This is a genomic window from Bradyrhizobium sp. AUGA SZCCT0176 (assembly GCF_018130145.1).
GTDB lineage: Bacteria > Pseudomonadota > Alphaproteobacteria > Rhizobiales > Xanthobacteraceae > Bradyrhizobium.
In genome coordinates this window covers 1,022,668-1,048,523 of the sequence record NZ_JAFCMB010000001.1, presented here as the reverse complement: position 1 = coordinate 1,048,523, position 25,856 = coordinate 1,022,668, and the positions used below count along the sequence as shown (strand labels likewise).

Genomic DNA, 25,856 nt, shown 5'->3' with positions numbered 1-25,856 from the left:
ATAGAAACGGCTCACAAGCTTTGTGTTGAACCGTTCGTCCCGATTTGAACAATCGTACCGATCCCACGTTCTAAAGAGAGACGCTGGAACCGGTGCCGTGCCGTCAGAAAAGAAACGTGTCGAACTCCAAAGGGAGATCATGCGGTACCGGCAAATAGCGAGCCGGATCGCAGACGAAGAGTTTGTATGTCGCATCAATGAGCAGATCGCAGAAATGGGGCGGCAACTCCGCGAAATTAATGAGCAAGGCACCGAAGAGGGTTAGACAGGAAGTCGAGGTGGAGGTGTTTTGGAAACACCGAAATGAATACGAGTGGCGTCTGCGCGATGCAGAGGAAAGAAGTGATCGCCAAAGGCCTAGCCAATAGCTATGCCGCTGCTTAAGCGGGTGCAAAGCAGGCGAAACGTCTAACGAAAAAGAAGTAAGGCTGTCTCAATGGGCGGCCTCTTACGATAGTCTCGCAGAACTAGCCGACCCTCAAATTCTCCGCCGACATTTTTTCCCGGTTTTCCTTCTTCGCTTGTGCATGGACCGCGATCTGGACTGGCCGGAGGGCCTGGGCTGGGACTGCGAGAACCACCCGGGCCTTTCATGGGACAAGGGTTTGATTCGCGTCCGGCACCATTACTCGCCGTTCGCCGGGCGCAAATAGTGCCGGCATTAAGCGAGCGCTATGGTGTATGACCCAGCCTTCAATGCATTCGAGATCGCGGTGCCAACTAACATTTCCGGGGCGAAGGGCGACGAGTTGATTTTGAGTGAAGCGGTAGGTCGGCCCCGCGGCCTGACGCTCAAAGTTAAGTTATAGCAGAGCTCGTTACCGTGCTGGCACTTCCGTCACTGTGACTTGAAGGCCAGCATCCCCAAGAGCTCCAAGGATGCGCTTCGCAATTATTTTCGCCTCCTCAGAATCTACCTTGAGCTCGGGATGGTCGCCAAAGCTATCGAGTATCGCCGTTGCTATGATCGCGTTTATTTGATGCTCATCAGTCATAACTGCTCGTAGTCCCAATTGGCGTGGCCTAAGTTAGCGACGCGAAAAACCTCAGAGCAAGGTAGGCGACGACCGCTGTAACGAACGTTATGCCAATCGCGACGGCGACGCTTCTAACAATATGTCCCCAATTCATAAGTCTGCTTCCAGGATGCCCTTGAGAACTGGCGCGGCCGCGACTTCGCCCCCCACTGGATTCACCAACCGCTCAGGTGTTCCTCATGCATTTCTCGCTTTGAGCGCCAAGCGAGGGATCGGGGAAGATGAGGCTTCGCCAGCCCCTGCGATCAAAGGGTTTCCACGCTCCCTCCCGCTGCGCCAATCTGTCGGCAACCGCATAGACGGCGGCTGGATTCACGGCCAGTCCGCAATGGCTTCCTTGCACCTCAATGCTTTCTGACTGAGCGGAGGTTGTCTCTACACAACCCTGCCACGCGCAAATTCCGTCCGTACGGCTATAAATCGCGGTCGAAGGAACTGGTGGTGCAACCGCAACATCCTGCGCGTCGTCGACCGATTGGCCGCTGGCGAACTCATAAACTCGCCAAGCATTTGTGGATTTGGGACTGGCGCCGAAGGGACTTCCAAGCGAAATCACCGAGCGGACGCGATCCGGCAACATCTTTGCCAGTTCCCGCGCATAAATCCCGCCAAGGCTCCAACCGACTATGCTGATTTTTCCACCGTGCAGGTCGCTAAGTTCACGAACCAAATCGAGCATGCGACCCTGGACGCCTTCACGAAGACCTCGATTTAGCCCCTGCCCCCAGCCACTGGCCCTGTAGCCACGGCCTTCCAAAAATTTGCGCAGCGGTAATGTTGAGTCGTCACCGGCCATGAGGCCGGGTAGCACTAACACCGGATGTCCGTCCCCCTTTGGGACCAAGTTTAAAATCGGAAGCGCACCCAGAAAAGCCCCGAATTCGGTGAGAGCGCGCCGCCCCTCAAGCATCATAAGAATCTTAGATGGCGGACGAAACGAATGAGTTGTAGCTGGCATTTTAATCCTTGTTGCGTTGCACAAGGAGAACCTGATGACCCATCGGTTGTTCCAATCCGCGCCTAAAATTGCACGGAGGAACCATCTCTGTGCCTGAAAGCCTATAGGCGCATTTAAATGGCAGGCACTGATAGGAACGGAACGGATCCTCAAATGTTGCACTGCATCATAGAGGACTTCATATGTCGAAGATCGAAAAAACTCGTACACCGGACCACACAGCGCCATCGCCCCCGCCATCTATTCCTTTTTCGTCCAGTTGGAGCTCAGGATTGGAAAGTCCTCGGAGCCCCCACTGCTAACAATCCGGTCCGCCCGCGAGGATTCGCCAAGGCGCGCCTGATTGCGAAGCGATAGCTGTTTCGGGGAAACTCTGTTGCCTTGTCGTGATCGACGATGATGGAAACGATCTACGCCCCAGTGCCCTGAATTAGGTCAATTCAGCCGGCTTATTCTGAACTCTAGCTTGGCATGCATTACCTCGCCAAGCTCGTCTCTGACCCAAATCGTGATTGCCGAGACCGTCTGACCAGACTGCATCAAATCCCGCCCTAAGTTGCAAAGTGCCAAACCGGCTTCCACACGAGCGGCATCGAGGTCGGGAAAGCGCTCGCCTTCCTCATCAACGGACCGCGGCGCGTCCCCTATTTGGATATAGCCTGCGCCGCCCACGATACGGAGGTGGTCGTGGTGTGGACTGAGCGCGGCGGACCGGCAGTCGCCTCACCCGCTGGTGAGGGAGGATATGGCAGCAAGCTGCTCAACCGTGCCATGACAATCGAGCTTGGTGGCTCAATTTCCTGCGTTTGGAGCGCGGAGGGCGTCATCGTAACGCTTCACTTGACCAAAGATAGGCTCAAAGCCTGATGTCCGCTTTGGGTCCCGATTGTGAAAACGACCCAAATTGCGCGATGCCTTTGGCAACATTGCAGGCTTGGCTTGAACTGAAAGTGCCGCCAATGGATGCGATCCCCACCTTGGGCTGCCTGGCTTATGCAAGCGGCAGAACGATTTCGCAGGTTAGCCCTTGGTCGCGCCAATCAAAACGTACCTCACCCCTGAGCTGGCCAATCATGTTTTCCACAATGCGCGTGCCGAACCCGCGGTGCGTGGGCGGCGTAACGGTTGGCCCACCCGACTCGATCCAGCGCAAGCTGAGCCTTCCATCTGCTGTAAGAGACCATGAGATTTCAACGCGGCCACCCGCTGCCGATAGCGATCCGTATTTTGCCGCGTTGGTCGCAAGTTCGTGCAAGGAGATTGCAGTAGTCTGAGCCGTACTCGGCTCCAGCATAACGGCTGGCCCGTCAATTCGCACCCGCGCTTCTCTCTCCCCGCCGTAAGCCAAAAGCTCCTGCGTGGCCAGACGGTGAAGCTCGGCTCCCGCCCAGCGGGATTCCACGAACAGCGTATGGACCTTTGCCAAGGCATTGATTCGCCCTTCGATCGCTTGCTTGAGATCATCAGGCGTGTCGGAATGAGAGAGACGCACCGTCGCCAGCACCGTGGCCAGGATGTTCTTGGTTCGATGCTCGGCTTCGCGTGCGAGATTGACCATTTGAGCTTCGCTGCGCTTGTGCTCGGTTATGTCGCGAGCGATTTTCGATGCGCCGATGACCTTGCCTTGCGTGTTTCTGACCGGTGAGATGGTCAGCGAAACGTCAATCAAGCTCCCATGCTTTCGTTGCCGAACGGTTTGGTAGTGTTCGACGCGCTGGCCGCGCCGAATTCGCCCCATGATCGTTTCTTCCTCTTTTTGATGATCGGGCGGAATCAGAAGCGTAATCGGCCTGCCGATGATTTCCTCAGCAAGGTAGCCAAAAATGCGCTCCGCGCCGCCGTTCCAACTCGTGATGATGCCATCGAGGTCCTTGCTGACGATTGCGTCGTCGCTGGATTGGATGATAGCGGCGAGCCGTAGCGTAGTCTCCTCATTGTGTTTGCGTTCCGTTATATCCTGGAAGCAGTTGACGGCGCCGACAATGTTTCCATCGGTATCCCTGATTGCTTCGATGTCGACGAGCGCGATGCCGCGCAAGCCGTCAGGTCGCTCGATATGTACTTCCTGTTCGCGCACGGAAATACCGGTGCGCAGCACATCTGCCATGGGGCATTGATGGTGCGGGAGCAGACTGCCGTCGGGGCTAAACATTCGATACGATCCACAGAACCGTTCATCAGCATCGCCGAGTTTAGGCGACCGGCCCCATAATTGGGCAGCGCGGCGATTGTATCGCAGAACCAGACCGTCGCGGTCACAAACATAAACGGCAAACGGCAGTTGTTCGAACAGTCGCCCAGGTAATTCGAAGGCCTGTTCATCTTGGCGCATATCAAGGACGACGCCGGCTTCGTTCGCGAGCGCGTCCACCTCGCTGGAGGTTCTCACGGGCTTGCGCCGGAAGAAACGTAGCACGTCGGAAGATGCATCGCTCATTGTGCTGTATCCCGTATCGAATTCAGGATTTGGACTATCTCGGAGTCAAAATTCGACATTCTGCAACCCTCCGGATCCGCGTCGGTTATTTCGCCTTGGCGGTTTGTGGTGCGAGTGCGCGCTTCATGGAAGCATACACCCTCAATTGTGCTGCGTTACGCAGCGCATTCTGTCTCGCCTCTCCATCAGGCAATTGCTTCGCCTCACGCGCGTCTGCCTGCTCATCCAGATGGTCCGCCGTCAAAAATACGACCTTGTTCCTGTTACGCATGCGGAGCCTCAATTCGGGAGTACAAATTGCGATCAAACCAATCGAGCAATTCCGATTGCGACGGGCCGGATACGACTTGCCTTCGATCGATATGGCCGCAGCCTGTGCAGCGCAGCGTCCAGTGCTCGAACCCAGGTCGCGAAGGCGTGATCCGCTGCACCGTGGTAGCGCCCCGGCAACGGTCGCATCGTGAACTCTAGGACCCGGCCTGGCGAGGGGGCTTGATCGGTCATTTTAAACTCCCAGGAGATTGCCAAAATCTAGTCCGGAGATTTAAGCTCGCCGCTGAGCCACCCCGTCCCGTCGCCGCTCATGGGATCGCTCACCACTAGGGTTCGTTGTGCGCGATCACATTTGGGGCACTCGAAAGTGCGGAGTTCGTAACCGGCTGGGCCGGGCGCAATGCCAGCCAGCATGGTGTGGGTCTGGCAGTGCGGACAGTGCGGGCGCTCTATGGCGCTAAGCGGTGGACCGGTTGGTAATGTATGAAAGCCGGGCAAGTGAGGGCACCCCTTTGGGCCAGCGGGGCACGACACGCTGCCGTACACCGGCTACTGACGGGTGATGTTGTCACCCTGGAAATTGGTCCGCTGGTCAATATTGACCACAACGCACCATTATTATTCTAGCTTTTCGCTGGCCCAAAGGAGGGACTTATGAAGTCAGCCAAGCGAAAATATGATCCTCAAGCTTTTCTAGCCAAAGTCGGGACCGGAAAAGCTATCTCGAAATACCGTAAAGGCCGGATCATTTTCGCCCAGGGCGAAGAGGCCGATAAGGTTTTTTACATCCAGTCGGGCAAGGTCAAGGTGACCGTTGTTTCCGAGCAAGGCAAAGAAGCCGTCGTCGGCATATTGGACACCGCGCAGTTTTTTGGCGAGGGATGTCTGAATGGTCAGGCGGTCCGCGTCGGAACCGCGAGAGCAATGGAGGAGTGCCTTATCACCTCAATAACGCGGAGGGCGATGCTGGCCGCGCTTCGCAAGGAACCAAAGTTTTCGGAACTCTTCGTGACTTACCTGGTGACCCGGAGCAATCGCATTGAAGAGGATTTGATCGACCAACTATTCAATTCGAGTGAGAAGCGGCTCGCGCGCCTGCTGCTTCTGCTGGCCAATTTCGGGAAAACTGGAAAGCCAATACCAATCGATGCTTCGATCAATCAAGCAACCTTGGCGGAAATGATCGGCACGACCCGATCCCGGACGAGCTTTTTCCTGAACAAATTTCGCAAGCTGGGATTTATCAGCTACAACGGAAAGATCGAGGTGCATCGTTCTTTGCTGAATGCAGTCTTGTATGAAAAACCTCAGCTAGAAAGAGACGAAAAGCCAACCTAATTGATCATCACTTGTATAACGCGCCGGGACAGCGACGTACTCGAACAAATGTCGGCTTTGGGTCATTTGCGTCGGTTTGACCGGACCACGGCGACTTCCGGTCTATCCCGGTGAACGGACATCGTCAGAGCCGGTCGGCGGGTCCGTTTCGTGCCAATAGGCGACATGGAATTCGCATCGATAAATGAAAGAGGCCGCCAACTGAGGCGGCCTACTTCGTCTCGTCTTTGACGATTTCCGTGTTCAAGTTGGTGCGACCGAAACACGGGGAGTTCAGCTCAGCTGGGATGCCGTAACCGCTATGGCAGCGGATCCGTCGAAATTGGGACAACTGTCCTGTCTCGTAGGATGGTCAGGCTAACCAACAAGACCCACAACGGAAACACAAGCAGGCTCGATTCGAAATAGGAGCTTCCGATCAGGAGCGCCGCCGCGATGATGAATCCCACGATTGCGAGCCAACGGGGCATCAAACGGGTATAGATGGCAATTGTCGACGTCGTGATCATGAAGACCGCCGCCGTCTTTACCACGTAAATGTTGATCATCCCGTAGGCCAAGCCGCGCCCGAAATGAAAAGTGGCGGAGTGGACGAGCGCGTCAGGTGCCGCCCGAAGTGCGACTATGATCGCGCCAAAGACCGCGGCGGCAACGAACAGCATCGCCAGCAGTAAGACTCCGCTGCCCAAGAACACGGTCGCGAAAAATTGGTCCTCGCGAGCCCCAAGTCTGTCACGAAGTACTCCGATGAACCAGAGAAAGGCTACGCCAGCGACAGGCACAAGATTTAGGGCAAGCGCCACAAACGTCGTATCCCCCGCGAGCCAAGCGCCTTCCTCGAAGGGATCAGATGGCACCGAAAGCCGCATGAGTCCGAACACAGCGACCCACAACACAGAAAATATGATGCCCGCGAAGGCTGCGGCCTTTGGAGTTCTCAGGTAGGCGCTCGTCAAACCCGGTTGGCTGGAGATCATTGCGAAACTCCCACGGGAAGATTTCAGACACTGTCAAGGATGCCAGAGGCATGGGATCACCGCGCCAGCCCGGCTTGGATAGTGAGGACCGTTGTTATGAAACTTCAACCCCGCTCGTCCATTCCGATAGGACAATGACGCTGCTACTTCTGATCATAAAGCCCTTTTGTGGCCGGGCGAGACGGTGAGGCGCAACGTCCGTTCTGGGTCAAAAGCGCCGTTTTGGCTGTCTACCGGCCACTTCCGGTCTTCCCCGATAAACAGACATTCTCAGCCGCCACCCCGATAGACTGTAGTGTGCGGGTATGAGCGCCAACGCTCATTTTTGAAAAAGTCTCGCAGAGACTTCGCAGTTGGGCCGGGCCGGAAAGAGCCCGCGTAGCGGAGGGTCACGCGCCGCGTTTCTCAGGGGTATCTGCTTCCCCATCCCTTTGTAGTTGGGGCTTTTCACGCAGGACCGCATCCAACAACGAATTGTGAACCTCTATTTTTCCGTTGTAACTGATCAAGCCCAGCTTGCGGAATTTGTTCATGAAGAAACTTACGCGAGATCGCGTCGTGCCGATCATTTCGGCTAAGGTTTCCTGACTGATATTTGGGCTGATAGGTGTTGGGCTGCCTTCCTTGCCGAATTTCGCGAGCAGAAGCAGCAGCCGCGCAAGTCGTTTCTCACTCGAATTAAATAGTTGGTCGATCAAATCGTCTTCAACCCGGCTGTTTCGGGTCAATAGATAAGCTACAAATAGCTCCGAAAATTTCGGTTCGTCATGCAGGACCGCAATCATTGCAGACTTTGATATCGAGGTGATCAGGCTTTCTTCCGTCGCCGTGCTCGTTGCGATCCGTAGCGAGTGGCCATTCATACACCCTTCGCCGAAGAACTGGCCGGGTTCTAAAATACCGACGACCGCTTCCTTGCCTTGGTCAGATAGCACGACAATTTTGACGCCGCCCTTCTGAAGGTAAAAAATCGTATCGGCGACTTCTCCTTGAGAGAAGATGATCTGATCCTTGCGATAAACCGATATCGTTTTTCCCGTCCCAACTTTGGCGAGAAACGCCAGAGGGTCAAACGGGTTCTTGGTGCGCTCATTTGCCATGTCGTGGCCCGTGGAAGGTGCGCAGCGCAGCTATTATACGCCTCCACCATTTCAAATAGAACGGCAAAATGGAGCCAAATGGCAGGTCAACAAGAATAGAGGGAGCCCGCTCGGGGGCGGGCGGATCGCGACGTCCGTTGTGGGTCAAACGCTACAGCTGGTTTGCCGCTGGGCCGGACGCGAAGTCTGACCCGGAAACTGACCTGATTCCAAAGCCTAATCCGGTGGCACATGCTTCTCGTCCTCTGTAACCGAGCCGAGGAGTATGGCCATGCAGGATCAAGTGAATGCGACCCCCGCGCCCAAGCGAGTGCCGTGGAACAAGGGTAAGCTCACGGGAGCAAAGCCGCCGCTGCGACCCAAGCATGTCTGGTCGATCCGGACGAAACTCTAGATCGAAGGCCGCGCTCGCGACTTGGCCATGTTCAATTTGGCAATCGACAGCAAGCTTTGCGGCTGTGATGTCGTCGCCATTCGGGTCGAGGATGTCGCCGCAGGCGGTTACACGGCCGATCGCGCAACGGTCCGACAAAAGAAAACTGGGCGACCCGTCAGATTTGAATTGAGCGAACAGACTCGCCAGGCGGTCGATGATTACCTAAAGGCCACCGGCAAACGGCCCGGCGAGGTCTTGTTCACCGGCCGTCGTGGTCCTGACCGCCATATGACAACGCGCCAATATGCCCGGCTCGTGTCGGAGTGGATCGGAAGCGTCGGGCTAGATTCCCGACTGTTTGGCACGCACTCACTGCGACGCACAAAAGCGACCCTGATCTATCGACGGACCGGAAATCTCAGGGCTGTCCAGCTCTTGCTCGGGCACACCAAGATCGAAAGCACGGTGAGATATCTCGGCATTGAGGTCGATGACGCGCTGGCAATAGCTGAACAAGTTGATGTCTGAAATACCCGGGCAGAGCGGACATGCTCTGCCCGCCCTTCGACAGCCGGTTCGGCCAAATGCGGACTCATGCAGTGCAAACAGATAGCTTCCTTATTCAATCACTTCGTCTGCGCGTACGAGGAATGAGTCGGGGAAGGCGTAACCGAGTGCCTTAGCAGTCTTGAGATTGACAACGAGTTCGAACCTGGTTGGTAATTGGACAGGGAGATTGGCGGGTTTTTCGCCCCTGAGAATCCTATCCACGTAGCTGGCTGCCCGACGATAGGTATCGGAGATGCTCACGCCATAGCTGATCATTCCTCCATCGTCGACAAATTCGCGGAATCCGTAGATCGATGGAAGCCGAAAGCGAGTAGCAGCATCCACGATGACCTTGCGATACGTGAACATAAAAGGATCATTCAAAACAACAAGGAAGCCGGGATCAGATTGCGGTACCGTCGCCAATACGTTGCTTAATTCATCGATACCGCGAGCGTCATATAGCGCGACCACAATGCCGTTTGCGGCGGCGAATTCTTTGGCCGTTGCCCATTCAAGTTTGGCATTGGAGCTGATAGAGTTCCATAGAACCGCCGCGCGTTTGGCTTGCGGCATGATCTCCTTCATTATTTGAAGACGTTTTGCTACGGTCTCCGGCGCGTTTGCGACAAATCCGGTTAGATTACCACCCGGCCGCGCGAGGCTCGTTACCAGCCTAAGTTCGACAAGGTCTCCAACGCCTGCAGCTACGATAGGAATGAGAGAGGTCGCCTGCTTCGCGGCCTCTGCGCCAGGTGATCCTCCCGCCAAAATGATATCGACCTTCTGTTCAACGAGTTCGTTAGCCAATTTGGGAAGTCGTGCAACATCGCCCTCGGCCCATCGGTATTCGATACCGATATTTCCTCCCTCAACGTAGCCAAGAGCCTTCAATCCATCCAGAAACGCAGCGAGCGAATACCGGTACGACGCAGGAGAGCCGGTCACTAGCCAGCCAATCCGAGACAGCTTTGTCATTGGCTGCTGGGCCCGCGCCACGAGCGGCCAGGCTGCAGCGCCCCCGCAAAGCGCAATGAAACGCCGACGCCTCATTCCGATCATCGGGCATCTCCCTCCGGGCACACCAGAGATAGCGCCGCCGCCAGTTCGAACAATTAACCTCTCAGCCTACCATGGGACCGCCAATCGTGTCCGTTGGGAGATGGGCGCCACTGCCCTCTTCTGTGCTTTGCCCACCGGTGCCGCAGCGGCACCCGCACTGCGGGATTTTGAGCCAGCTCTTGTCGGCTTGGGTCAAAGTGAGAAGTCCGGGCGTTCAACCGGGAAGTCGGCTTTGCCCTCAATAACGGACTTCGGCAGAGGCCATCGGATGTCTCAAAAGTGCCAAAAGGCGACATGGACCACATTGACAAATGAAAGAGGCCGCCTCATCTGGCGGCCTCTTTGCCTTGCGATCTAGGCCCCCGCCTAGCTTTGAAGTCCGACCCTCTAGTTTGTACATCGTGCCCGGCGCGTGGGTGATCTGGATGCCCTTGCGGTTCTAGATGGTGAGGGCCGTGCTGCTTGCCGTCGATGGCATCTCCGATTTCGACGGTCTGCACAGCCGCAAGCACAATTACGAGGTGCAGTTCTACGCCTTCGAGGGCCAAGGATGCGTTTTCCTGAGGGCAGTTTCGTTGTTTCGGGCAGGAAGACGCGCCGCTAAAACGGCCCCAGCCCTGAGGAGGAAACTGGGGCCGATCGGCTAGGGATTAGGTAGCCTCATGCGTCTGGCACGACGCATTGGAAAGCAAAATCCAGCCGATCGCTATCGTTCCTGATCGCCCGTAATTAGCAAAGAAACGGCCCCAGCCTCGGGGAGCACTGGGGCCGCATATACTGCCGGGTAATTGGGGACAGGCAGCGCAGTCAAAACTCCGGCCATCGCCACTTGTTCCCGAACACCCACGGCGGCGATATCGTGTTAAGTTTTGTGATGTGAGCTGTTTTGACCAGCGAGACAGCTACAGCCATGTCAGACTGGTTCATCACCGCCCGGTCAGTGGCTTTTATCGGTGATGAGAACGCCTGGTAGCGCTCCCGCCTTCCTTAATGGAAAGGAGCGCTGGTACAGCGGCGTCGATTCAAGCAATTGCTATCCCTCTCCGAGCGTCTCGAACAGGAAGCCCGGCGCCTACGCGCCCGAGCTGAAAAATTGCCGCATGGCCCGGAGCGGGAACAGATTCTTCGCAAGGCACGCCAAGCGGAGACTGCGACACACGTTGATGAGTGGCTTTCATCGCCCGGCCTGCAAGCGCCGGAGTGAGGTTATGCGAACCGTTGAACAGTACCTCGAAAAGGCAGACAAATTCGAGGCGTTTGCGGCAACATCATCGACGAGTGTATGCAAAAGCGGTTCGCTGACATCGCGGCGTGTACCGGCTATTAGCTAGAGACCGGGAACGGTTGGTAGCTGCTGGCGCGATCCCGCCGGAACTAATTTGAGACAAACCATCTCCGGACCGTCCCATTAGCGCAACTTAGAAGCTGACGGACATGCGCAAAGACGATGCAGCTTACTGCCGCAAGGCCGCGGACCACTGCCGTACCAATGCTGCCGCGTCTGTGACTTTGCTGGCCACAGACGCATGGCTAGAGCTTGCGTCCGATTGGACGACGCTTGCGGAAGCGTTCGAAAAGGAAGCCCGGCCGCGATGGTTGAACTGAGGCCCGCCTCACTTGACGGCCGCGCTTACGGAAGGTGTCTCGATCGTTAGCAACCATCCGGTGACAGGCTCATTGTCCTGCATCACGGGCCAAGGCGCTGTCCGTAGGCGTCGGTGACTGAGAGTCGATCGTGCTCCCGCCTGCCCATAAAGGAAGCGAGAGCCATGAACGGACTACCCCATCTCGACTGGTATTCAGCCGCAGCACGCATCTGTCTGGGCGTTGCAATCCTCAGCACAGCGTTGCTCGCTACAGTGCTCACGCGCGCCTTTTGACGGAACTAGGATAGGTTAGAACTGTTCCATAAGGGCCTAACTGGCCTACGGGGTGGGAAGACAGTGCGCTTTCATTTCCAAGTTCGGACCGGGACTCACGTCATGTTGACGGAGGCGTCCGATTTTTCGAACACGGACGAAGGCCGGGGGTGCCATCCAACTTCGGCAAGCGGCTACCGAGGGGTGACACCCCAAATGCCGCCAATGCGGCCTTCTCGCACTGGAGGGTTATGTGAACGGCAAAGCTAGGAAAGAGAGCGCTCGCCGGTATCCTTCTGAATGGGAGAGGCATGTGGTTCTTGACGATAATTGGCCAATATTTCTGCGACCTGTTCGACCAAGCGACGATGGTCTTATTCGCGATCTTTTTGCGCACGTAAGCAATGAGGATCGGCGACTTCGCTTCTTCGATTCGATCAAGGAAGTATCGCCTGCACTCATGAACAAATTGACTCGGCTAGACTATTCACGCGCTATGGCCTTTGTTGCAATCGACGAATCGGATGGCCATACGCTCGGTGTTGTTCGGCTGCACACTGATGAGGCCGACGAAACGGCAGAGTACGCGATTGTTATTCGATCGGATCTAAAGGGACGGGGATTGGGGTGGCTGCTGATGCAACTGATCATCGAGTATGCCAAGTCAGAAAGCCTGAAACGCCTGCATGGCGAGATCCTCCAAGAAAACGCTGTCATGCTAAAGATGTGCGAGGGTCTAGGTTTTGAAATCAAGACGAACGCCGAGGATCGCGGCCTGCGGGAGGCTGACCTTATCCTGTAGCCTTAGAGCCGGCGATTATTTTCAAACCGGACGGCGAAAAGTCTGTTCGAGCGGGCGGTGAAGAGCTTCATGCCGTCCTTGTTCGGTCGTATGGCGCCCGTTTCTCGAATCATGTCGCGACATTCAAAGCTCTTCTCGCGCCAACACTTGGGCAAGCGACCCTGTTTCGGTGACAGATGAACTGAAATAAACTGAAGAACGAAGGCGGTTGCTCTTTTAAAAAAGAAGCCGTCCGTGGCGGCCACCCCGGACGGGGGTGTCAGAGATCTAATTTCCAACGAAAGGCGCTCCCGGCGGCGGTTGTGCGAACGCCAATCGAAAAGCTAACAGCCGATTTCAATGCGGAAAGAGGATTCGGGAAAACTTGGTATCTGTACCGGGAATAGTGCCAACCGATCCGAGTTATACCCCCGTTTAGACAATTGTGCCTTCATCGTCCTCAGCGCGCTATCCTCTTAGGCGTTGGGGCCGTTTTTTCGCCCGCTGGGGGGGCACATCGGCAACGTATGCGGTGGCCGAAGGCCAGCCGTCAACCAGAGCGTCAATTCTTTGCCGCAGATGACCAACCAGCTGTTCAGCGCCGATAGTCAGGCAGCCATGATGTCCCCAAGGCACCTCGACCACGTCGAGTTGAGAACTGAGATGCCGCCACGCCCGGCCGTCGTGTTCGGCCGCGTAAAAAGCCACAGGGACCTCAAGCGGTGCGGGAAGATATTGCGACATTGCGATTGAATAGGCTTGCCACAACACCGGTGGAATCTCCAGTTCGGCGATCGTAATCGGCGCGCTCTTCGGCGCCTTGAAGTAACGCTCCAGCTCCGCCATTTTTTCAAATGCCCAGCGCAGAGGGTAAAGCGGAAGCAGGGGCTTCATCAGCCCGATGATCGCCCGCGGCACCGGACGGGCACTGACGGTCGGCGGGTCGACCATCGCCACCATATCAACCTTGTGGCCGGCTGCCATCAGCAGGCGGGCTGTTTCAAACGCCACCATGGCGCCGTTGCATTTGCCGCCCAGGAGGAAAGGACCGCTGCTCTGCCTCTGCAGAACAAGCGGCAGGCGGTCGGCGGCCATCTGCTCGATCGACGGCGGAATCCGCTCCCCATGAAGACCATGGGGATCGATCGAAACGATTGGATAATCGAGCCCGAGAAGCTCTACCATCCGCCGCATACCCGAGTGGCCGCCAACGAGGTTCCCATTGAAAAAAGAACAGGGGGGCCGATCGCAACTGGCACCGAACTGGAAGAACGGCGTCGCCGGGGTGCCTGTCTGCATGGCGATTTTTGGGACAAGTTGGCGGATGGTTTCTGCCCCATACAGAGTCGTTTCCGGTAAGCGGTGGCCGATGAGCCGCTCGACTTCGATGAGCATTTCCATCGCTAGAAGGGAGTCACCACCGCTGGCGAAAAAATCATCGTCGATCGTCACAGCGCCCCCTTTGGCAGTTGGTCGAGGATCAGAATGCGCCGCGGAATCTTGAACGAGCGTCCGCGCCAGCCCCCGGACGGGGGTTTGGGCCTGTTTTCCAGTACCGACTTGGCAACCCGCCAACCTCGCGATCACACGGGTTTCGCTCATACAGGCAAGCGAAGCATCATTGCAGCGGCGGTAACGCCGCACACGATGATCGCTATAATGATGCCGACTATAAGACCGGTGCTTGGCATCGTTCACGGATCCTCATCGGTAGGGCGCATCAATGCTCTACAAAATGTCTGCGCAACCTGGCTCGGCAACAGAGTGGATTTTGAATACCGCGGCTACGTCGCTTGCCGAAGCAACGCGTTTGTCGTTCCAAGTTTCCGCTCTTGGAAAGAAGTTGCCACTTTTTCCCGTTGTTTTGGAACTCCGCCTTTTATTGGGCGTTGCGCAAGAGAAAGAGGTGGTGACATGAATGAAGGTGCAGAACTAGCCACCGCTGGTTTGGTGGTGGCATGTGCGGCTGTTTTGCTGGTCGCTTCGCACCTTTTTATGGAATCGCAGTCTGCCAAGGAGCCCGTCAAAGGATCAATCGATCTAAAAATACACACCAATACAACCGCGAGCTGGCTATGACCCGGGAGCGGCTGGGGAAAGCCGATGAGCGCAGATAGCTCTTGTTGCCCCTTCAGATTACACGGCTCGAACGACAGGCACTAAGCAACTAGAAGGACTCCAACTTCTCAGCGTGCCGCCCTGCGTCTTGCATTAGCCGCGGAAAGGCGGCCGCAGCGCGCCTGGTGTTTGCGATCGCAGCCGTCACCATTCTCAGCTTCGTCGGCGCCTCGCACCTTCCAAATGTCCGAAAAGTGCCAACAGGCGACATGAATGCGGAGGCCTATAACTAAAGCGTCAGGAGGCAACTATCCCGGCGCCAGCATCGCGCTGGGGCCGGGCTGACGCTTGGATATATCGCGCAACGACGTGTCGCGCGCGCACTTTGAATTAGCCGGATTGACGCCCTGCGTGAAGGCGAGGCATTTCAGGGCGCAACGCCGTCCTTCTTGGAACGAATCCGGATCGAGTGCGGTTGTGTCGATCTAACCGGAGATTTGGACGTGGCTACGTTTCGGCTGCTCGCTGTCGTTATTATTAGCTTGGTGCCGGCAACGGTCGTTGCGGCCAGCATCCAGTGGCAGAGATATGTAATACCGAGCACCGGGACGAATGTAGAAATTCCGGTGACGATTTTCAGCAGGGACGCCGAACTGCCGGATGGTGGAACCGGGCGGCGTTTCTACACCGACGATCGCCGCGCTGATTTGACCGTCCAATCGGTTGCAAATCCCGAGAACGACTCGCCCGCGGCGTTCCTGGCGAAGAAGAATCCGCCGCCCGGTATCGTCTACAAAAGGGTGACGCCGAACTTCTTCGTGGTGTCTAGCATCCGCAACGACCGGATTTGGTACAACCGCTGTAACCGTTCGGCCGGCTATATGAATTGCGTCCTGATCAATTATCCCGCCGCGGAAAAACGGCAATGGGATCGCGTGGTCACGCGAATAAGCCACACATTGGCCAACTAGCATTCGCGAGCGCCCCGCGCAGATGCCTAAATTCCGACCTACTCGGGAAAAAATGGCAATAGAGTTCCTGGGGCAGGAACCCCTGATGCTGCACTGCGTTGCTCATGGTCGCCGCCAGTAACCACGAGTGATATTGTGAACCGCAGACACTTCCTCGCAGCCTCCGCCTTGCCGCTCGTATCGATCGCGGCGCCAGGACTCCTGACTTCCGCGCACGCGCAGCCGGTGCCGTTCGACCGATCCCTTGTGCGGCAAATGGCGCGTGATCTGGCCGGCAAAGCGTTCAAGGCGCCCGACAACAAGCTGCCGGATAATTTGAAAGATCTGGATTACGATCGTTACCGGGCGATACGGTTCTTGCCGGAACGCGCGCTCTGGCGCGGCGAAAAGCTGCCTTTCGAAGCGCAGTTCTTTCATCGCGGTTTCTTCTACGCCAACCGGGTCGATATCTTCGAGGTGAAGAACGGCCAGGCGGCGAAGATCGCCTATCAACCCGACCTTTTTTCATTCGGCAAGCTGCCGCCGCCCGGCGCCGGTGTCGATCTCGGCTTTGCGGGCTTTCGGCTTCATGCGCCGATCAACAAGCCCGACTATTATGACGAGGTTTGTGTATTTCTCGGCGCGAGCTACTTCCGGGCCGTCGCCAAGGGCCAGTTGTACGGGCTTTCGGCGCGCGGGCTTGCGATCAACACCGGCGAAGCCAAGGGCGAGGAGTTTCCGTCGTTCAAGGCATTCTGGATCGAGAAGCCGGCAGCCAACGCCAAATCCATCGTGGTGCACGCCTTGCTCGACAGTGAAAGCGCGGCGGCGGCCTATCGCTTCACCATCCGACCCGGCGACGCCACCGTCTTCGACGTGGAAATGGCGATCTATCCAAGAGTGGATCTGGAGCGTGCCGGCCTGATGCCGATGACAAGCATGTTCTTTTTCGGATCGAACGACCGCAAGGACGTCGACGACTTCAGGCCATCCGTCCATGATTCCGACGGGCTGTTCGTGGCCAACGGCCGTGGCGAGGAGCTTTGGCGACCGCTTCATAATCCCACGGATCTTCAGATCAGCGCCTTCGCCGACCTCAACCCGCATGGCTTCGGGTTGATGCAGCGCCAGAGGGATTTTCTCGCCTACCAGGACCTCGAATCCAGTTTCGAACGCCGGCCAAGTCTGTGGGCGGAGCCGATCGGAAACTGGGGCGAAGGTTCGGTCAAGCTGATCGAAATTCCGACCAAGGAAGAAGTGCACGACAATATTGCGAGCTTTTGGCAACCCAAGGCCGCTTTGCAGGCCAAGGGTGAACACACCTACACGTACCGGCTGAATTGGGGCCCGGACATTCCGAAGCCGACCCCGCTGGCGCGGTTTTCCCGAACCGGCATCGGCGCAAGAGGCGATAACGCGACGCTGTTCGTGCTGGACCTGATCGGCGACAGGTTGAAGTCCGTCGACCCAAAAACCCTGCGGGGCGTTGTGACCGCGGAGAAGGCCAAGATCCAGAACATCGTCACCCAGCCGAATCCGGCATCGGGCGGCTGGCGTTTGAGTTTCGAACTTGTGAAGGAGAAGAATCCCGTCGAGCTTCGCGCGTCGCTGATGCAGGAGAACGAGGCGGTATCGGAGGTTTGGGTCTATCGATGGACACCTTAGGGAAGGTCCACGGATCGCTTCAGCGCAGCGATCCCTTCAATCAATTCCTGCCCCGGGAGGCGCCAATGGAAATGGCGCTCCGGCAGCAGCAGCGCCAACCGCAACCCCAAGCCGCGGATTTCACGACGGCATGGCCCAGGCGCGCATGCATCCTTGCCGGCACCGTCTTGCTGACCCTGGCCGGCTGCTACGAAATGTACCAGGTGCTCCAGGTCGGAGGCGTGACGATCCTGGAGTGGATGATCCTGGTGCTGTTCGTCCTGTTGTTTGCTTGGATCGCCTTTTCCTTCACGTCGGCGATTGCCGGTTTCTTCGTGCTGCTGTTTCGACGCAAGGACGAACTCGGCATCGATGCCAGCGCGGCCCTGCCGGCGATCGAAAGCCGCACCGCGATGTTGCTGCCCACCTACAATGAGGATCCCTATCGCGTTCTGGCCCGGCTGCGCGCGATCTGCGAATCGGTCGAGGAAACCGGATACGCTGGCCAGTTCGACTGGTTCGTTCTGAGTGACACGACCGATCCCGCGATCTGGATCGCCGAGGAAAAGTGCTTTCTTCAACTCCGACATGAAGCCGGGCCAGCAGCCAGGATTTTCTATCGTCACCGTCCGGAAAACACCGCGCGCAAATCCGGCAATATCGAGGATTGGGTCAGGCGGTTCGGCTCCGACTATGAATGTATGCTCATTCTGGATGCGGACAGCCTGATGACAGGGGATACCATCGTGCGGCTGGTCGCTACGATGGAGCAACACCGACACGTTGCGCTGATCCAGACGCTGCCGATCGTGGTCAACGCCAGAACGTTGTTCGCGCGGTGGCAGCAGTTTGCCGGGCGGTTGTACGGCCCGTTGATTGCGGCCGGAATTGCCTGGTGGCATGGATCCGAAGGCAATTACTGGGGCCACAACGCCATCATCCGCGTCAGCGCATTTGCCCGCTACGCCGCCCTTCCGGAACTGAGGGGCCGCAAGCCGTTCGGCGGGCACATCCTCAGCCATGATTTCATCGAGGCCGCGTTCATGCGCCGTGGCGGTTGGGCCATCCATATGGCGCCCACGCTCGGCGGCAGTTACGAGGAATGCCCGCCATCGCTGCTGGATTTTGCCGCCCGCGACCGGCGATGGTGTCAGGGCAACCTGCAACATCTGGCGGTGCTGCCGTCGCGCGGCCTGCACTGGGTCTCGCGGCTCCATCTCCTGACCGGGATCGGATCCTACCTGACGGCGCCGCTCTGGTTCATCTTTCTGGGCCTCGGCATCCTGGTCTCGTTGCAGGCGCAGTTTGTCAGGCCCGAATATTTTCCGAAGGGGTTCTCGCTGTTTCCGACATGGCCCGCACAGGATCCGATCTTGGCGGCCTGGGTATTCGTCGCCACGATGGGCATGCTGATTCTGCCCAAACTGCTCGCCTACATCGTCATGCTCACCCGTCGTGACGAGCGAAGAAAGTTCGGCGGCGGCTTTCGGGCCCTTGCGGGGATTGTCGCCGAGACATTCCTTTCGGGCCTGACGGCACCGGTGATGATGGTCTTCCAATCGTCCGCGGTCGGAGAGATCCTGCTGGGACGCGATGCGGGCTGGCAGGTTCAACGCCGCGACGACGGCGTGGTGTCGCGTAAAGAGACACTTCGCAAATATTCGGTTCCGACATTCTTTGGCGTCGCGATGGCTATCAGCGCCTACGCGGTGTCGTTGCCGTTGCTGCTATGGATGATGCCAGTCATTCTCGGCCTCCTGCTTGCCATTCCGCTTGCCACGCTGTCTTCCTCGGCCAGCGAAGGGGCTGCTTCCAGCCTGTTCAAGACACCGGAGGAGACCTCGCCACCGCAGGTCATGCTGCGGGCCAACGAACTGGCCAATGCCTCGCACCGGACGGTATCCTGCCCGCTTCTCGAACTCCGCCGTGACGCCGACCTGCGCGAGGCGCATCTCGACAATCTGTCCGGCCCTAGGCCGCGGAATCGCGGTGAGGTCGATCCGCATCTCGCGATCGCGCGCGCCAAGATCGAAGACGCCGAAACCTTCGACGAGGCGGCCACATTCCTTAGCCCACGCGAGAAACTTGCCACCCTTAATTCGCCGGCCGTTTTAGGCACCCTGCTGGATTTGCCGCCTAGAACTTCGGCGCGGCAAGCGTCCTAATTAAAATAGATCGCCCCTCGATCTCCTTAATCTTATAGAGCAGAGCGTCTCTCTCGATGCTGGGCGGGAGCTTCGCCATGTCCTCGCGAGCCTTTCTTACCTCGCTTTCTAGGCGGTTGTGCAAGCCGGCCTCCCACTGACGTGCGTATCCCAACCCAATGCACGCCGCCGGGCTGGATGATGCAAGAAGCGTTCTAACGAGGCCGGGTGGCGGCTGCTTCTTTGGTAATCGCAGCAAGCGAGTTGCCGGTCTTGCGGATAATGTCACCCAATTCCGGGGCAGAGAGCTTACGCGATCTCTTGCAAGAGGGCTGCCCGACTGGAATCTGACAGCCCTTGTACTCCTGCGCCTCATTAAAAATTACGCTGCCTTGCGGTTCACACTTTTGAGTGCCATCGTGTTCAGCTTGCTGTCAGTCGCCTTTTCCTCATCGAGATTTTGCTGCAGAACTGACGCGCAGTCACTGCGGCCGAGCATATTCGCCCATGCGATCAACGTTCCGTATCGTGTGATTTCATAGTGCTCGACTGCCTGGGCTGCAGCAATCAGGGCTGCGTCCAGCACGCTCTTGTCGTCAACGTCGCCAGCAACTTCGCTGGCTTCGTCCAAGATGCCATCGATGGCAGGGCAATCGACGCCCGTGGCTTCGACGCCGTGCATTTGGAATACTTTCTCGAGGCGGACGATCTGTTCCTCGGTCTCGGCAAGATGGGTCTCAAAGCCGTTCCTGAGGGCTTGGTCAGTCGCCTTCTCGATCATGTCCGGAAGATTTTTCGCGATCTGCTGCTCTGCGTAATAGATATCGCGCAGAGTATGGACAAAGAGATCGTCGAGGGTTTTGATGTCTTTGGTAAAAAAGCCCATGGCTTCCTCCGTGAGGGTTTCACTGAGAAACAAACCAGTTGGCGGAACTAGTGTTCCTATCAACCAGAGCGGTGCTGGCGTTGCGTAGAGACCCTCAGATATGCAATCGCGCGCTCCATCTGGAACTTACCTGCTGATTCAGCACTTGGTGTTTCTTTGGAGACACCAATGGCAGTCAACAAACCCAAAGGCGACAACGCACGCAAGAGAGCCGTGAAGAAGCGTACGCAGCTCAAGAATCCGCTGACGAAGACATCCACCAAGCGCAATAAGGCGGGCGGGCAGTTTATGGCCGTTAAGAAGAGCGCGAAGAAGTTTAAGGGCGTCAGACGTGAGAAGTGATAGGTAAGGCCTGCCTGGCGGTCGTTGCAGTGTGCATAGCGTTTCTGATCGGACTGGCAGCATGGGTCGTCCTGTTATGAGGAACGCGCGACCCCTGCTCCAAAGACCGCAGGCATTCCGCGCGCCCTCATGACGGCCTCCTTGGAGGTTAAGGCCGGTACCTCTATTCCTTATTTTCCCGAGCAAAACGCTCCGCTTTCAATCTTTCAAAGTTGGACCGAAAGGCATCGTCCACCTTCTTGCGCGCGGTCAGGTTTACTTCAGCGTCCCAGCGGGCTTTTCCTTCTTCGCCACACGCTCTTCCTTAGTGGACGGCTGCCTGTCTTTGTAAATGTATTCCATTAGCCCCACCTGACGAGTTGCAGATGGTTTGGCTGTTTGCGGAAGCTCTCGATCGCGCGGTTTGAAAGCATCAGAGGCCGCCGCTCGCCCCTCAGCATTTGAGATTGAATGTCCCTGAGAAGGAATTCGGCGGTCTGCTGCTGGTCAGCAAGCTCACCTATCCCGTCCAGGTAATCCCAGGCGATTTGGAGCGAGTTTTCGATGAGAGCTGGAAGAGGTTCGGTCATGAATCTCAAACACACCTTAGGCTCTATCGTTCCTTTTTCAGCCCCTTGAATGAGCTTTGCCGGAGCAAGCCTTCCGAGGTAATGTGTCGGTATTCGATATCGGCCATGAAAACCGGGTCCACCCAGGTCGCGCGGGGCTTCTTCACCTGTTTGGTTAACTTCGACTTTGGGCTAACGACCGTATCGAGCTGCTTGCGGATTTGGCTGGAGACCGTGCGGGACCATCCCGTCCCAACCTTTCCCATGTAAACCCAATCCTTCCCTTCGCGCTTGCCGAGGTAGAGCGCGGCGACACCGGTAGGATCTTTGACGAAACCAATGACGGGGAATTTTCCCTTCATCACGGTTTTGATTTTGAGCCAGCCCTCGTTGCGATCGGAGCGGTAAGGCGCGTCGCCGTTCTTGGAGATGATGCCTTCCCAATTCAGCTTCGCGGCATGCTCAAACATCTCCCGCCCGTCACCGGTCAGATGCCCGCTGTAGAGCACCGGGAGGCCGATATCGTTCTCGCCAATCAAATCCCCCAGAAGCTGCTTACGCTCAAGCTGAGGCAGTTTGCGCAGGTCGCCATCACGCCAGAGAAGGTCGAAGGCGTAATAGACCAGCCTTCCTTGCTTTCCAGCGGCGGGTTCGGCCTGGAGTTCGAGAAGTTGGTGCGGCCCTCATGGATGACGACAACTTCACCATCGATGATGGCTTGCCCGGAGATATCGAAGGCACCGGCAATGGTGGAGAACCGCTTGGTCCAATCCAGCCCATTCCGGGTAAACACGCGCCTTTTGTCACCATTCACATGGAGCTGGACGCGGTAGCCATCGTATTTGATTTCGTGAATCCATTGCTCGCCCTTGGGAGCCTTGCTCTTCAAGGTCGCAAGCTGGGGCTTAATGAACCCCGGCATTTCGATACGCTTAATCACACGCAACTCACAAAAAGCCCCGCCGCCGCAGGGGGAGCGGACGACAGGGCGCAGTTTAAACCTCTGCGAGGTTATGAGTCTCTAACAATCACGGGACATCAGAGTTCCTACGGCTGCCGCCGATGCTTTTTGGTTTGTCCAAGAAATATGATCGGTTGCCGGTGGCGGCTTCCGCATATTGGTCAATGGCGACGATGAGCGCTTGGACATGCTGATAGCACCAACCCTGCCGGGTCGCGAGACGGCGGGTCTCGTCCAATGATTTCAGCCAAGCGTCGGCGTGCGGGTCTTCATGAAAATATCTAAGGGGCTGGCTCACCAATTCCGCCCTCCCAACGCCCCGACACGCTTTGCGGGTTGTTCTTTCTTCAGCTTGTCGCGCTGCTGACAAAGCCCGTCGATTTTATCGAGCATCCGTTGAAGCAACGCTTCCGCCGCCACGGTCGATATCCCGGCCCGTTCAAGCTGGAGCATTTCCCTGCGGTGACGGCTGACTTGCACACGCATGTGCTCAATCTCAGCCCTGACATGGTCGAGGTCCGGCATTCTTCCGCCCTGAGAAACGTGAGGGCCGAATTAGAACGAAACAGGAACGGTGAGTCAACCCGCCAGTTAGGCGGCAGGTTCAGGTTTGCTGCGGGCGGCAGTTGCCGAGTTTTTCATGGCGGATGACGAAAACCCTCGTTGTCCATCTGCCAGTCTTCCTCCACCCAATGACTGCTGGCGTGTTCGTGAAGAAGCAATCCGATGCGCTTGGCAGCATCGATCCGCGCATGGTCCGTATCCGATAAGTCCGCCACCTCGGTCAACATCACATGGGTGCCGGTCCGGACCTGAAAATGAAAGCGCACTACAATCTACCCTTGGCCGGTATAGGCCGAATGGCAGGCAACAGTTCCAGCTCTCACTTGTTCCGTCAGGTCGGACTCTGCACGTCGGTCTGCTTCGGAGGCTGCGGACCCGGCGAAGCCAGCCCGTCATCCATATGTGCAGCCGCTTCGGCTTGACGAGCCTTCCTCAAGGCCGCATCCCGCACGGCTCCCACGGGCAGAAGATTGGCCTGCTCCCTAAGGGAACGTGCTTCATCGAGCAGACGGTCTTTGAGGGGCTTCATTTGATTGAAACGGCGCTTGAACATGCGCTGCTCCTGAGAGGAAGGGCGGGAGCGCAAGTGGCGTTCTCATCACAGATGAAAGCCGGGGTCCGGTCTGCGGTAGTTCATTAACGCACGCCGTCATCAAAAGGTCCGTCGCGCAGTGAACACAACTCAAACTAGGCCGCCTACGCACCATCGGAGGCCGTGTCAGATCGATGGCCGATCGCGCAAACGGCGCCCGCGTAGGTGCACGCCAACGCGGGGCCGCCAACCCAGTGGGGGTTTTCTCCCGGTCGCAGGCTGAGGAGTCTACCGGGAGCGCAGAATCGATTCCTGCGGCGCCGGTTTGCTCCTAACGCCAAGAAAAAGCCCCGCCTGGTGAAGGCGGGGCTAAGTCAAAGGGTCATCCTTGCGTGTGGCCCGGGGATAGGGCCATCCGGAATTGTATCAGCCTGAACGGCTCAGTCTATCGACATTAGAGGCCAGCGAAGCTGATCGTAATTCAGCTTCGTTAGCCGACAGTGGAAATCACAAATGAACTCCGGCGGCGTGATCAGTCGGCGAAGGCCATCCAATAAACAGCTACAGCCCCTAGCCCTGCAACTCCAGCCACCAGTGCCCAATCGCGTTTCGTGAGCAGTTCGAACATCTTCGGTTCTCGAAAGGCCTCTGGATCGCGCAAACGGCCCCGGCGCGGAGAACGCCACGAACCAAGGCCGCCAACCCTGCGGAGGGTTTTCTCCCGGTTGGAGTAGAGGCATTCCCGGGAGCGCAGAATCGATTCCTCCGGCGCCTGATCGTTCCCAATATCAAAGAAAAAACCGCCGGCGCGAACCGGCGAGCTGTCTTGGCTAGAACTCGCGCTCTGAGCTAGAGCCCGCGGGTCTGGAAGGCACCGGGCTGTTTAGCCAGTCGGATCTAGAGCCGATGGATTTGTTTGCGATGCTGGTACTCGCCGCAGCGAAATGCCGAGTTCGTGCGCCTTCGTATAAACAGAAGAAATCCCGCGGTCTAAGTCCCGAGCGATTTGATCTACGGGATATTTCTTTGCCATGGTCTTGAGCTTTGAAACATCTTCATCTGTCCAGCGCGTCCAAGGTCGAGGCATTGGTCCAGTCCTCCTAATTTATCCCAAGCCAAAATTGGGAAATTAAGGAAAAGTTCCGTTGTGGGGACGCCAGGGCAGCGCCATTTTCTGAGTGATTTGCTCCGGTGCTTAAGTCCTAACGAATAAAGCCCGCCGGTAGCAGCAGCTCATAGCGGGCCAGCCCGCCCCCCGGTCCGATCGACCGCGTCGGCAATTAACTTCCTGATGGCTGCGCTGCTCCCTCTGGGCCAACGAACGCTCAAAAGGTAAAGGAATCAAACTCGAAGGGTTCACAAGTGAACAGACCGGCCAGGACCGGCGCGCTTAATTAGTTCATTGCGCGTTTTAGCTGTGTAAGATTGCAAGCGACCCGATAGCGCTCCCGCTGAACCGGAGAGTGCGCGATGATCCGCTACTACTTCGACATCGTCATAGATGATGATGTAACGGTCGATGAAGAGGGTGAACTCCTTCTTGACGTAGGGTCGGCTCGACAAGAGGCTTCCCGAACGTTAGCTGAAATTGCGCGCGACGATCTGCGCTTAGAGCGGACAATCGCACACTTGTCGATAATAGTGCGAACCGCTAAGGGCCCAGTTTGCGAGGTTATCTTTCAGTGGGACCCGAAGTCTCTGCAGTGAAGCGCCCGATGCAAAGCTACTCGCCTAACCGCAAAAGTGGGCGCGATTGCCAAGCCCTAGGCCAGCACGATCAAAATTGCCGCCCCTGCCGCTAAGATAATCACGTCGGCTGTTACCCTGGGTGCCATTTCACACATCGGGAAAAAGTGGTAAACTCTACTGCCCAACCGCTCACCCGTGACAGTCGGCGGCCGCCACTCAAAGCAGGTACTTGATTATGAGTTTCGAGAGAATGTCTGACGCTAGCATCGCACGTTATTACGAGAGCATACGCGAACAAGCCGACGCCGATCGAAAGCATAAAGAGCATTTCACGGCTAGCCCGAGCGTTCGGCAACGGGCGGATAAGCTACGTCAAGAAATGATCAAGCGGCGAATGCAGCACTCGCCCATCAACTGGCCATCCTGATTTCGATTAATGTCAGGTAAGGGCAAATGATAACGCAGCGGGCGCCATACAAAACGCGCCGCTGGACGGAAGCCGAGCTGGCCGCACTGCGGTCAATGGCTCAGGCCGGAAAGGACGCCCGCAGCATCGGCAAACAGCTTGGCAGATCTTTTATGGGCGTCCAAGCCAAGGCGAAGAAACTGAACCTTGTCTTGCCGCGCATGAGGGCATGATCGTGGGCCCCTTTCGGGAAAATGACATCATGATCGCGACGATAGCCGACTTGTTAGCTTGGATGATCACACTTGCTATACGTACCGCTTTTGGCGGCTGAATTCCCATGCACCGACAGTAGCGTGCTTACAAATGCTCAACCACCAGAGAA

25 protein-coding genes are annotated in these 25,856 nt (G+C 57.1%); 9 read left to right on the top strand and 16 right to left on the bottom strand.

What is annotated here, in order from left to right; all coding sequences use genetic code 11:
- Positions 1-1,203: 1,203 nt before the first annotated feature.
- From JQ600_RS04840 to JQ600_RS04830, 4 genes are all read right to left on the bottom strand, one after another.
- The gene (locus JQ600_RS04840) at positions 1,204-1,995 is read right to left on the bottom strand and encodes a triacylglycerol lipase (protein WP_212391933.1); all 792 of its coding nucleotides are present in this window, start codon (positions 1,993-1,995) and stop codon (positions 1,204-1,206) included.
- A 435-nt stretch (positions 1,996-2,430) separates the two neighbouring features.
- A complete protein-coding gene (locus tag JQ600_RS37530) occupies positions 2,431-2,667 on the bottom strand; it encodes a DUF6894 family protein (RefSeq protein ID WP_409363349.1) in 237 nt (78 codons plus the stop codon).
- 319 nt (positions 2,668-2,986) lie between these two features.
- A complete protein-coding gene (locus JQ600_RS04835; protein ID WP_212391879.1) occupies positions 2,987-4,432 on the bottom strand; it encodes a PAS domain S-box protein in 1,446 nt (481 codons plus the stop codon).
- Positions 4,433-4,517: 85 nt separating this feature from the next.
- A complete protein-coding gene (locus tag JQ600_RS04830; protein ID WP_212391881.1) occupies positions 4,518-4,703 on the bottom strand; it encodes a hypothetical protein in 186 nt (61 codons plus the stop codon).
- A 656-nt stretch (positions 4,704-5,359) separates the two neighbouring features.
- Here JQ600_RS04830 and JQ600_RS04825 point away from each other — a divergent pair.
- Complete coding sequence (locus JQ600_RS04825) at positions 5,360-6,043, top strand: Crp/Fnr family transcriptional regulator (protein ID WP_212391883.1); 684 nt, start codon at positions 5,360-5,362, stop codon at positions 6,041-6,043.
- A gap of 299 nt (positions 6,044-6,342) precedes the next feature.
- Here JQ600_RS04825 and JQ600_RS04820 read toward each other — a convergent pair whose 3' ends face one another.
- Positions 6,343-7,020: a hypothetical protein gene (locus JQ600_RS04820; protein ID WP_212391885.1), complete on the bottom strand. Its 678-nt coding sequence runs from the start codon at positions 7,018-7,020 to the stop codon at positions 6,343-6,345.
- A 389-nt stretch (positions 7,021-7,409) separates the two neighbouring features.
- Positions 7,410-8,120 carry a Crp/Fnr family transcriptional regulator gene (locus JQ600_RS04815; protein ID WP_212391887.1) on the bottom strand — a complete coding sequence of 237 codons (711 nt, stop codon included), beginning with the start codon at positions 8,118-8,120 and terminating at the stop codon, positions 7,410-7,412.
- A 394-nt stretch (positions 8,121-8,514) separates the two neighbouring features.
- Between JQ600_RS04815 and JQ600_RS04810 the strand changes: the two genes are divergently transcribed.
- Positions 8,515-9,024, top strand: coding sequence for a tyrosine-type recombinase/integrase (locus JQ600_RS04810; protein ID WP_312011140.1), 510 nt, complete (start codon positions 8,515-8,517; stop codon positions 9,022-9,024).
- Positions 9,025-9,114: 90 nt separating this feature from the next.
- Here the strand turns inward: JQ600_RS04810 and JQ600_RS04805 are convergent, their stop codons facing one another.
- Entirely contained in the window at positions 9,115-10,107 is a 993-nt protein-coding gene (locus tag JQ600_RS04805; protein WP_212391889.1) for an ABC transporter substrate-binding protein, read from the bottom strand.
- A 2,172-nt stretch (positions 10,108-12,279) separates the two neighbouring features.
- On the opposite strand from JQ600_RS04805, the gene JQ600_RS04800 reads away from it, so the two are divergent.
- The gene (locus JQ600_RS04800) at positions 12,280-12,768 is read left to right on the top strand and encodes a GNAT family N-acetyltransferase (protein ID WP_212489708.1); all 489 of its coding nucleotides are present in this window, start codon (positions 12,280-12,282) and stop codon (positions 12,766-12,768) included.
- 447 nt (positions 12,769-13,215) lie between these two features.
- On the opposite strand, the gene JQ600_RS04795 is transcribed toward JQ600_RS04800, so the two are convergent.
- Positions 13,216-14,199 carry a thioesterase domain-containing protein gene (locus tag JQ600_RS04795; protein WP_312011134.1) on the bottom strand — a complete coding sequence of 328 codons (984 nt, stop codon included), beginning with the start codon at positions 14,197-14,199 and terminating at the stop codon, positions 13,216-13,218.
- 84 nt (positions 14,200-14,283) lie between these two features.
- Here JQ600_RS04795 and JQ600_RS36710 point away from each other — a divergent pair, with 84 nt between their 5' ends.
- The 4 genes from JQ600_RS36710 to mdoH all read left to right on the top strand — a co-directional run bounded on the left by JQ600_RS36710 (position 14,284) and on the right by mdoH (position 19,564).
- Positions 14,284-14,826, top strand: coding sequence for a hypothetical protein (locus tag JQ600_RS36710; RefSeq protein ID WP_249135666.1), 543 nt, complete (start codon positions 14,284-14,286; stop codon positions 14,824-14,826).
- A gap of 482 nt (positions 14,827-15,308) precedes the next feature.
- Entirely contained in the window at positions 15,309-15,776 is a 468-nt protein-coding gene (locus JQ600_RS04780) for a hypothetical protein (RefSeq protein WP_409363350.1), read from the top strand.
- Positions 15,777-15,911: 135 nt separating this feature from the next.
- Positions 15,912-17,420 carry a glucan biosynthesis protein G gene (locus JQ600_RS04775; RefSeq protein WP_212391897.1) on the top strand — a complete coding sequence of 503 codons (1,509 nt, stop codon included), beginning with the start codon at positions 15,912-15,914 and terminating at the stop codon, positions 17,418-17,420.
- Complete coding sequence (gene mdoH / locus JQ600_RS04770) at positions 17,408-19,564, top strand: glucans biosynthesis glucosyltransferase MdoH (protein ID WP_212391899.1); 2,157 nt, start codon at positions 17,408-17,410, stop codon at positions 19,562-19,564. The genes JQ600_RS04775 and mdoH overlap by 13 nt, the downstream gene beginning before the upstream one ends.
- Positions 19,565-19,925: 361 nt before the next feature.
- Here mdoH and JQ600_RS04765 read toward each other — a convergent pair whose 3' ends face one another.
- Complete coding sequence (locus JQ600_RS04765) at positions 19,926-20,429, bottom strand: ferritin-like domain-containing protein (RefSeq protein ID WP_212391901.1); 504 nt, start codon at positions 20,427-20,429, stop codon at positions 19,926-19,928.
- A 168-nt stretch (positions 20,430-20,597) separates the two neighbouring features.
- Here JQ600_RS04765 and JQ600_RS04760 point away from each other — a divergent pair, with 168 nt between their 5' ends.
- On the top strand, positions 20,598-20,771 hold the full coding sequence (locus JQ600_RS04760; RefSeq protein ID WP_212391903.1) for a hypothetical protein: 174 nt from the start codon (positions 20,598-20,600) through the stop codon (positions 20,769-20,771).
- A 341-nt stretch (positions 20,772-21,112) separates the two neighbouring features.
- On the opposite strand, the gene JQ600_RS04755 is transcribed toward JQ600_RS04760, so the two are convergent.
- From JQ600_RS04755 to JQ600_RS04730, 7 genes are all read right to left on the bottom strand, one after another.
- Positions 21,113-21,340, bottom strand: a complete 228-nt coding sequence (locus JQ600_RS04755; protein WP_212391905.1) for a hypothetical protein — start codon at positions 21,338-21,340, stop codon at positions 21,113-21,115.
- A 23-nt stretch (positions 21,341-21,363) separates the two neighbouring features.
- Positions 21,364-21,903 (bottom strand): hypothetical protein, encoded by a 540-nt coding sequence (locus JQ600_RS37185; protein ID WP_283814772.1) that lies wholly within the window; start codon positions 21,901-21,903, stop codon positions 21,364-21,366.
- Positions 21,855-22,259, bottom strand: a complete 405-nt coding sequence (locus JQ600_RS36700) for a hypothetical protein (protein ID WP_312011135.1) — start codon at positions 22,257-22,259, stop codon at positions 21,855-21,857. Before JQ600_RS36700 ends, JQ600_RS37185 begins: the two co-directional genes overlap by 49 nt.
- A gap of 88 nt (positions 22,260-22,347) precedes the next feature.
- Positions 22,348-22,578 (bottom strand): hypothetical protein, encoded by a 231-nt coding sequence (locus JQ600_RS04745; RefSeq protein ID WP_212391907.1) that lies wholly within the window; start codon positions 22,576-22,578, stop codon positions 22,348-22,350.
- Positions 22,575-22,805, bottom strand: coding sequence for a hypothetical protein (locus tag JQ600_RS04740; RefSeq protein ID WP_212391908.1), 231 nt, complete (start codon positions 22,803-22,805; stop codon positions 22,575-22,577). The genes JQ600_RS04745 and JQ600_RS04740 overlap by 4 nt, the downstream gene beginning before the upstream one ends.
- Positions 22,806-22,918: 113 nt before the next feature.
- Positions 22,919-23,110 (bottom strand): DUF6894 family protein, encoded by a 192-nt coding sequence (locus JQ600_RS04735; protein WP_212391909.1) that lies wholly within the window; start codon positions 23,108-23,110, stop codon positions 22,919-22,921.
- 65 nt (positions 23,111-23,175) lie between these two features.
- The gene (locus JQ600_RS04730) at positions 23,176-23,397 is read right to left on the bottom strand and encodes a hypothetical protein (protein WP_212391910.1); all 222 of its coding nucleotides are present in this window, start codon (positions 23,395-23,397) and stop codon (positions 23,176-23,178) included.
- A 1,449-nt stretch (positions 23,398-24,846) separates the two neighbouring features.
- Between JQ600_RS04730 and JQ600_RS37525 the strand changes: the two genes are divergently transcribed.
- The gene (locus tag JQ600_RS37525) at positions 24,847-25,083 is read left to right on the top strand and encodes a DUF6894 family protein (protein ID WP_212468088.1); all 237 of its coding nucleotides are present in this window, start codon (positions 24,847-24,849) and stop codon (positions 25,081-25,083) included.
- Positions 25,084-25,856 lie beyond the last annotated feature (773 nt).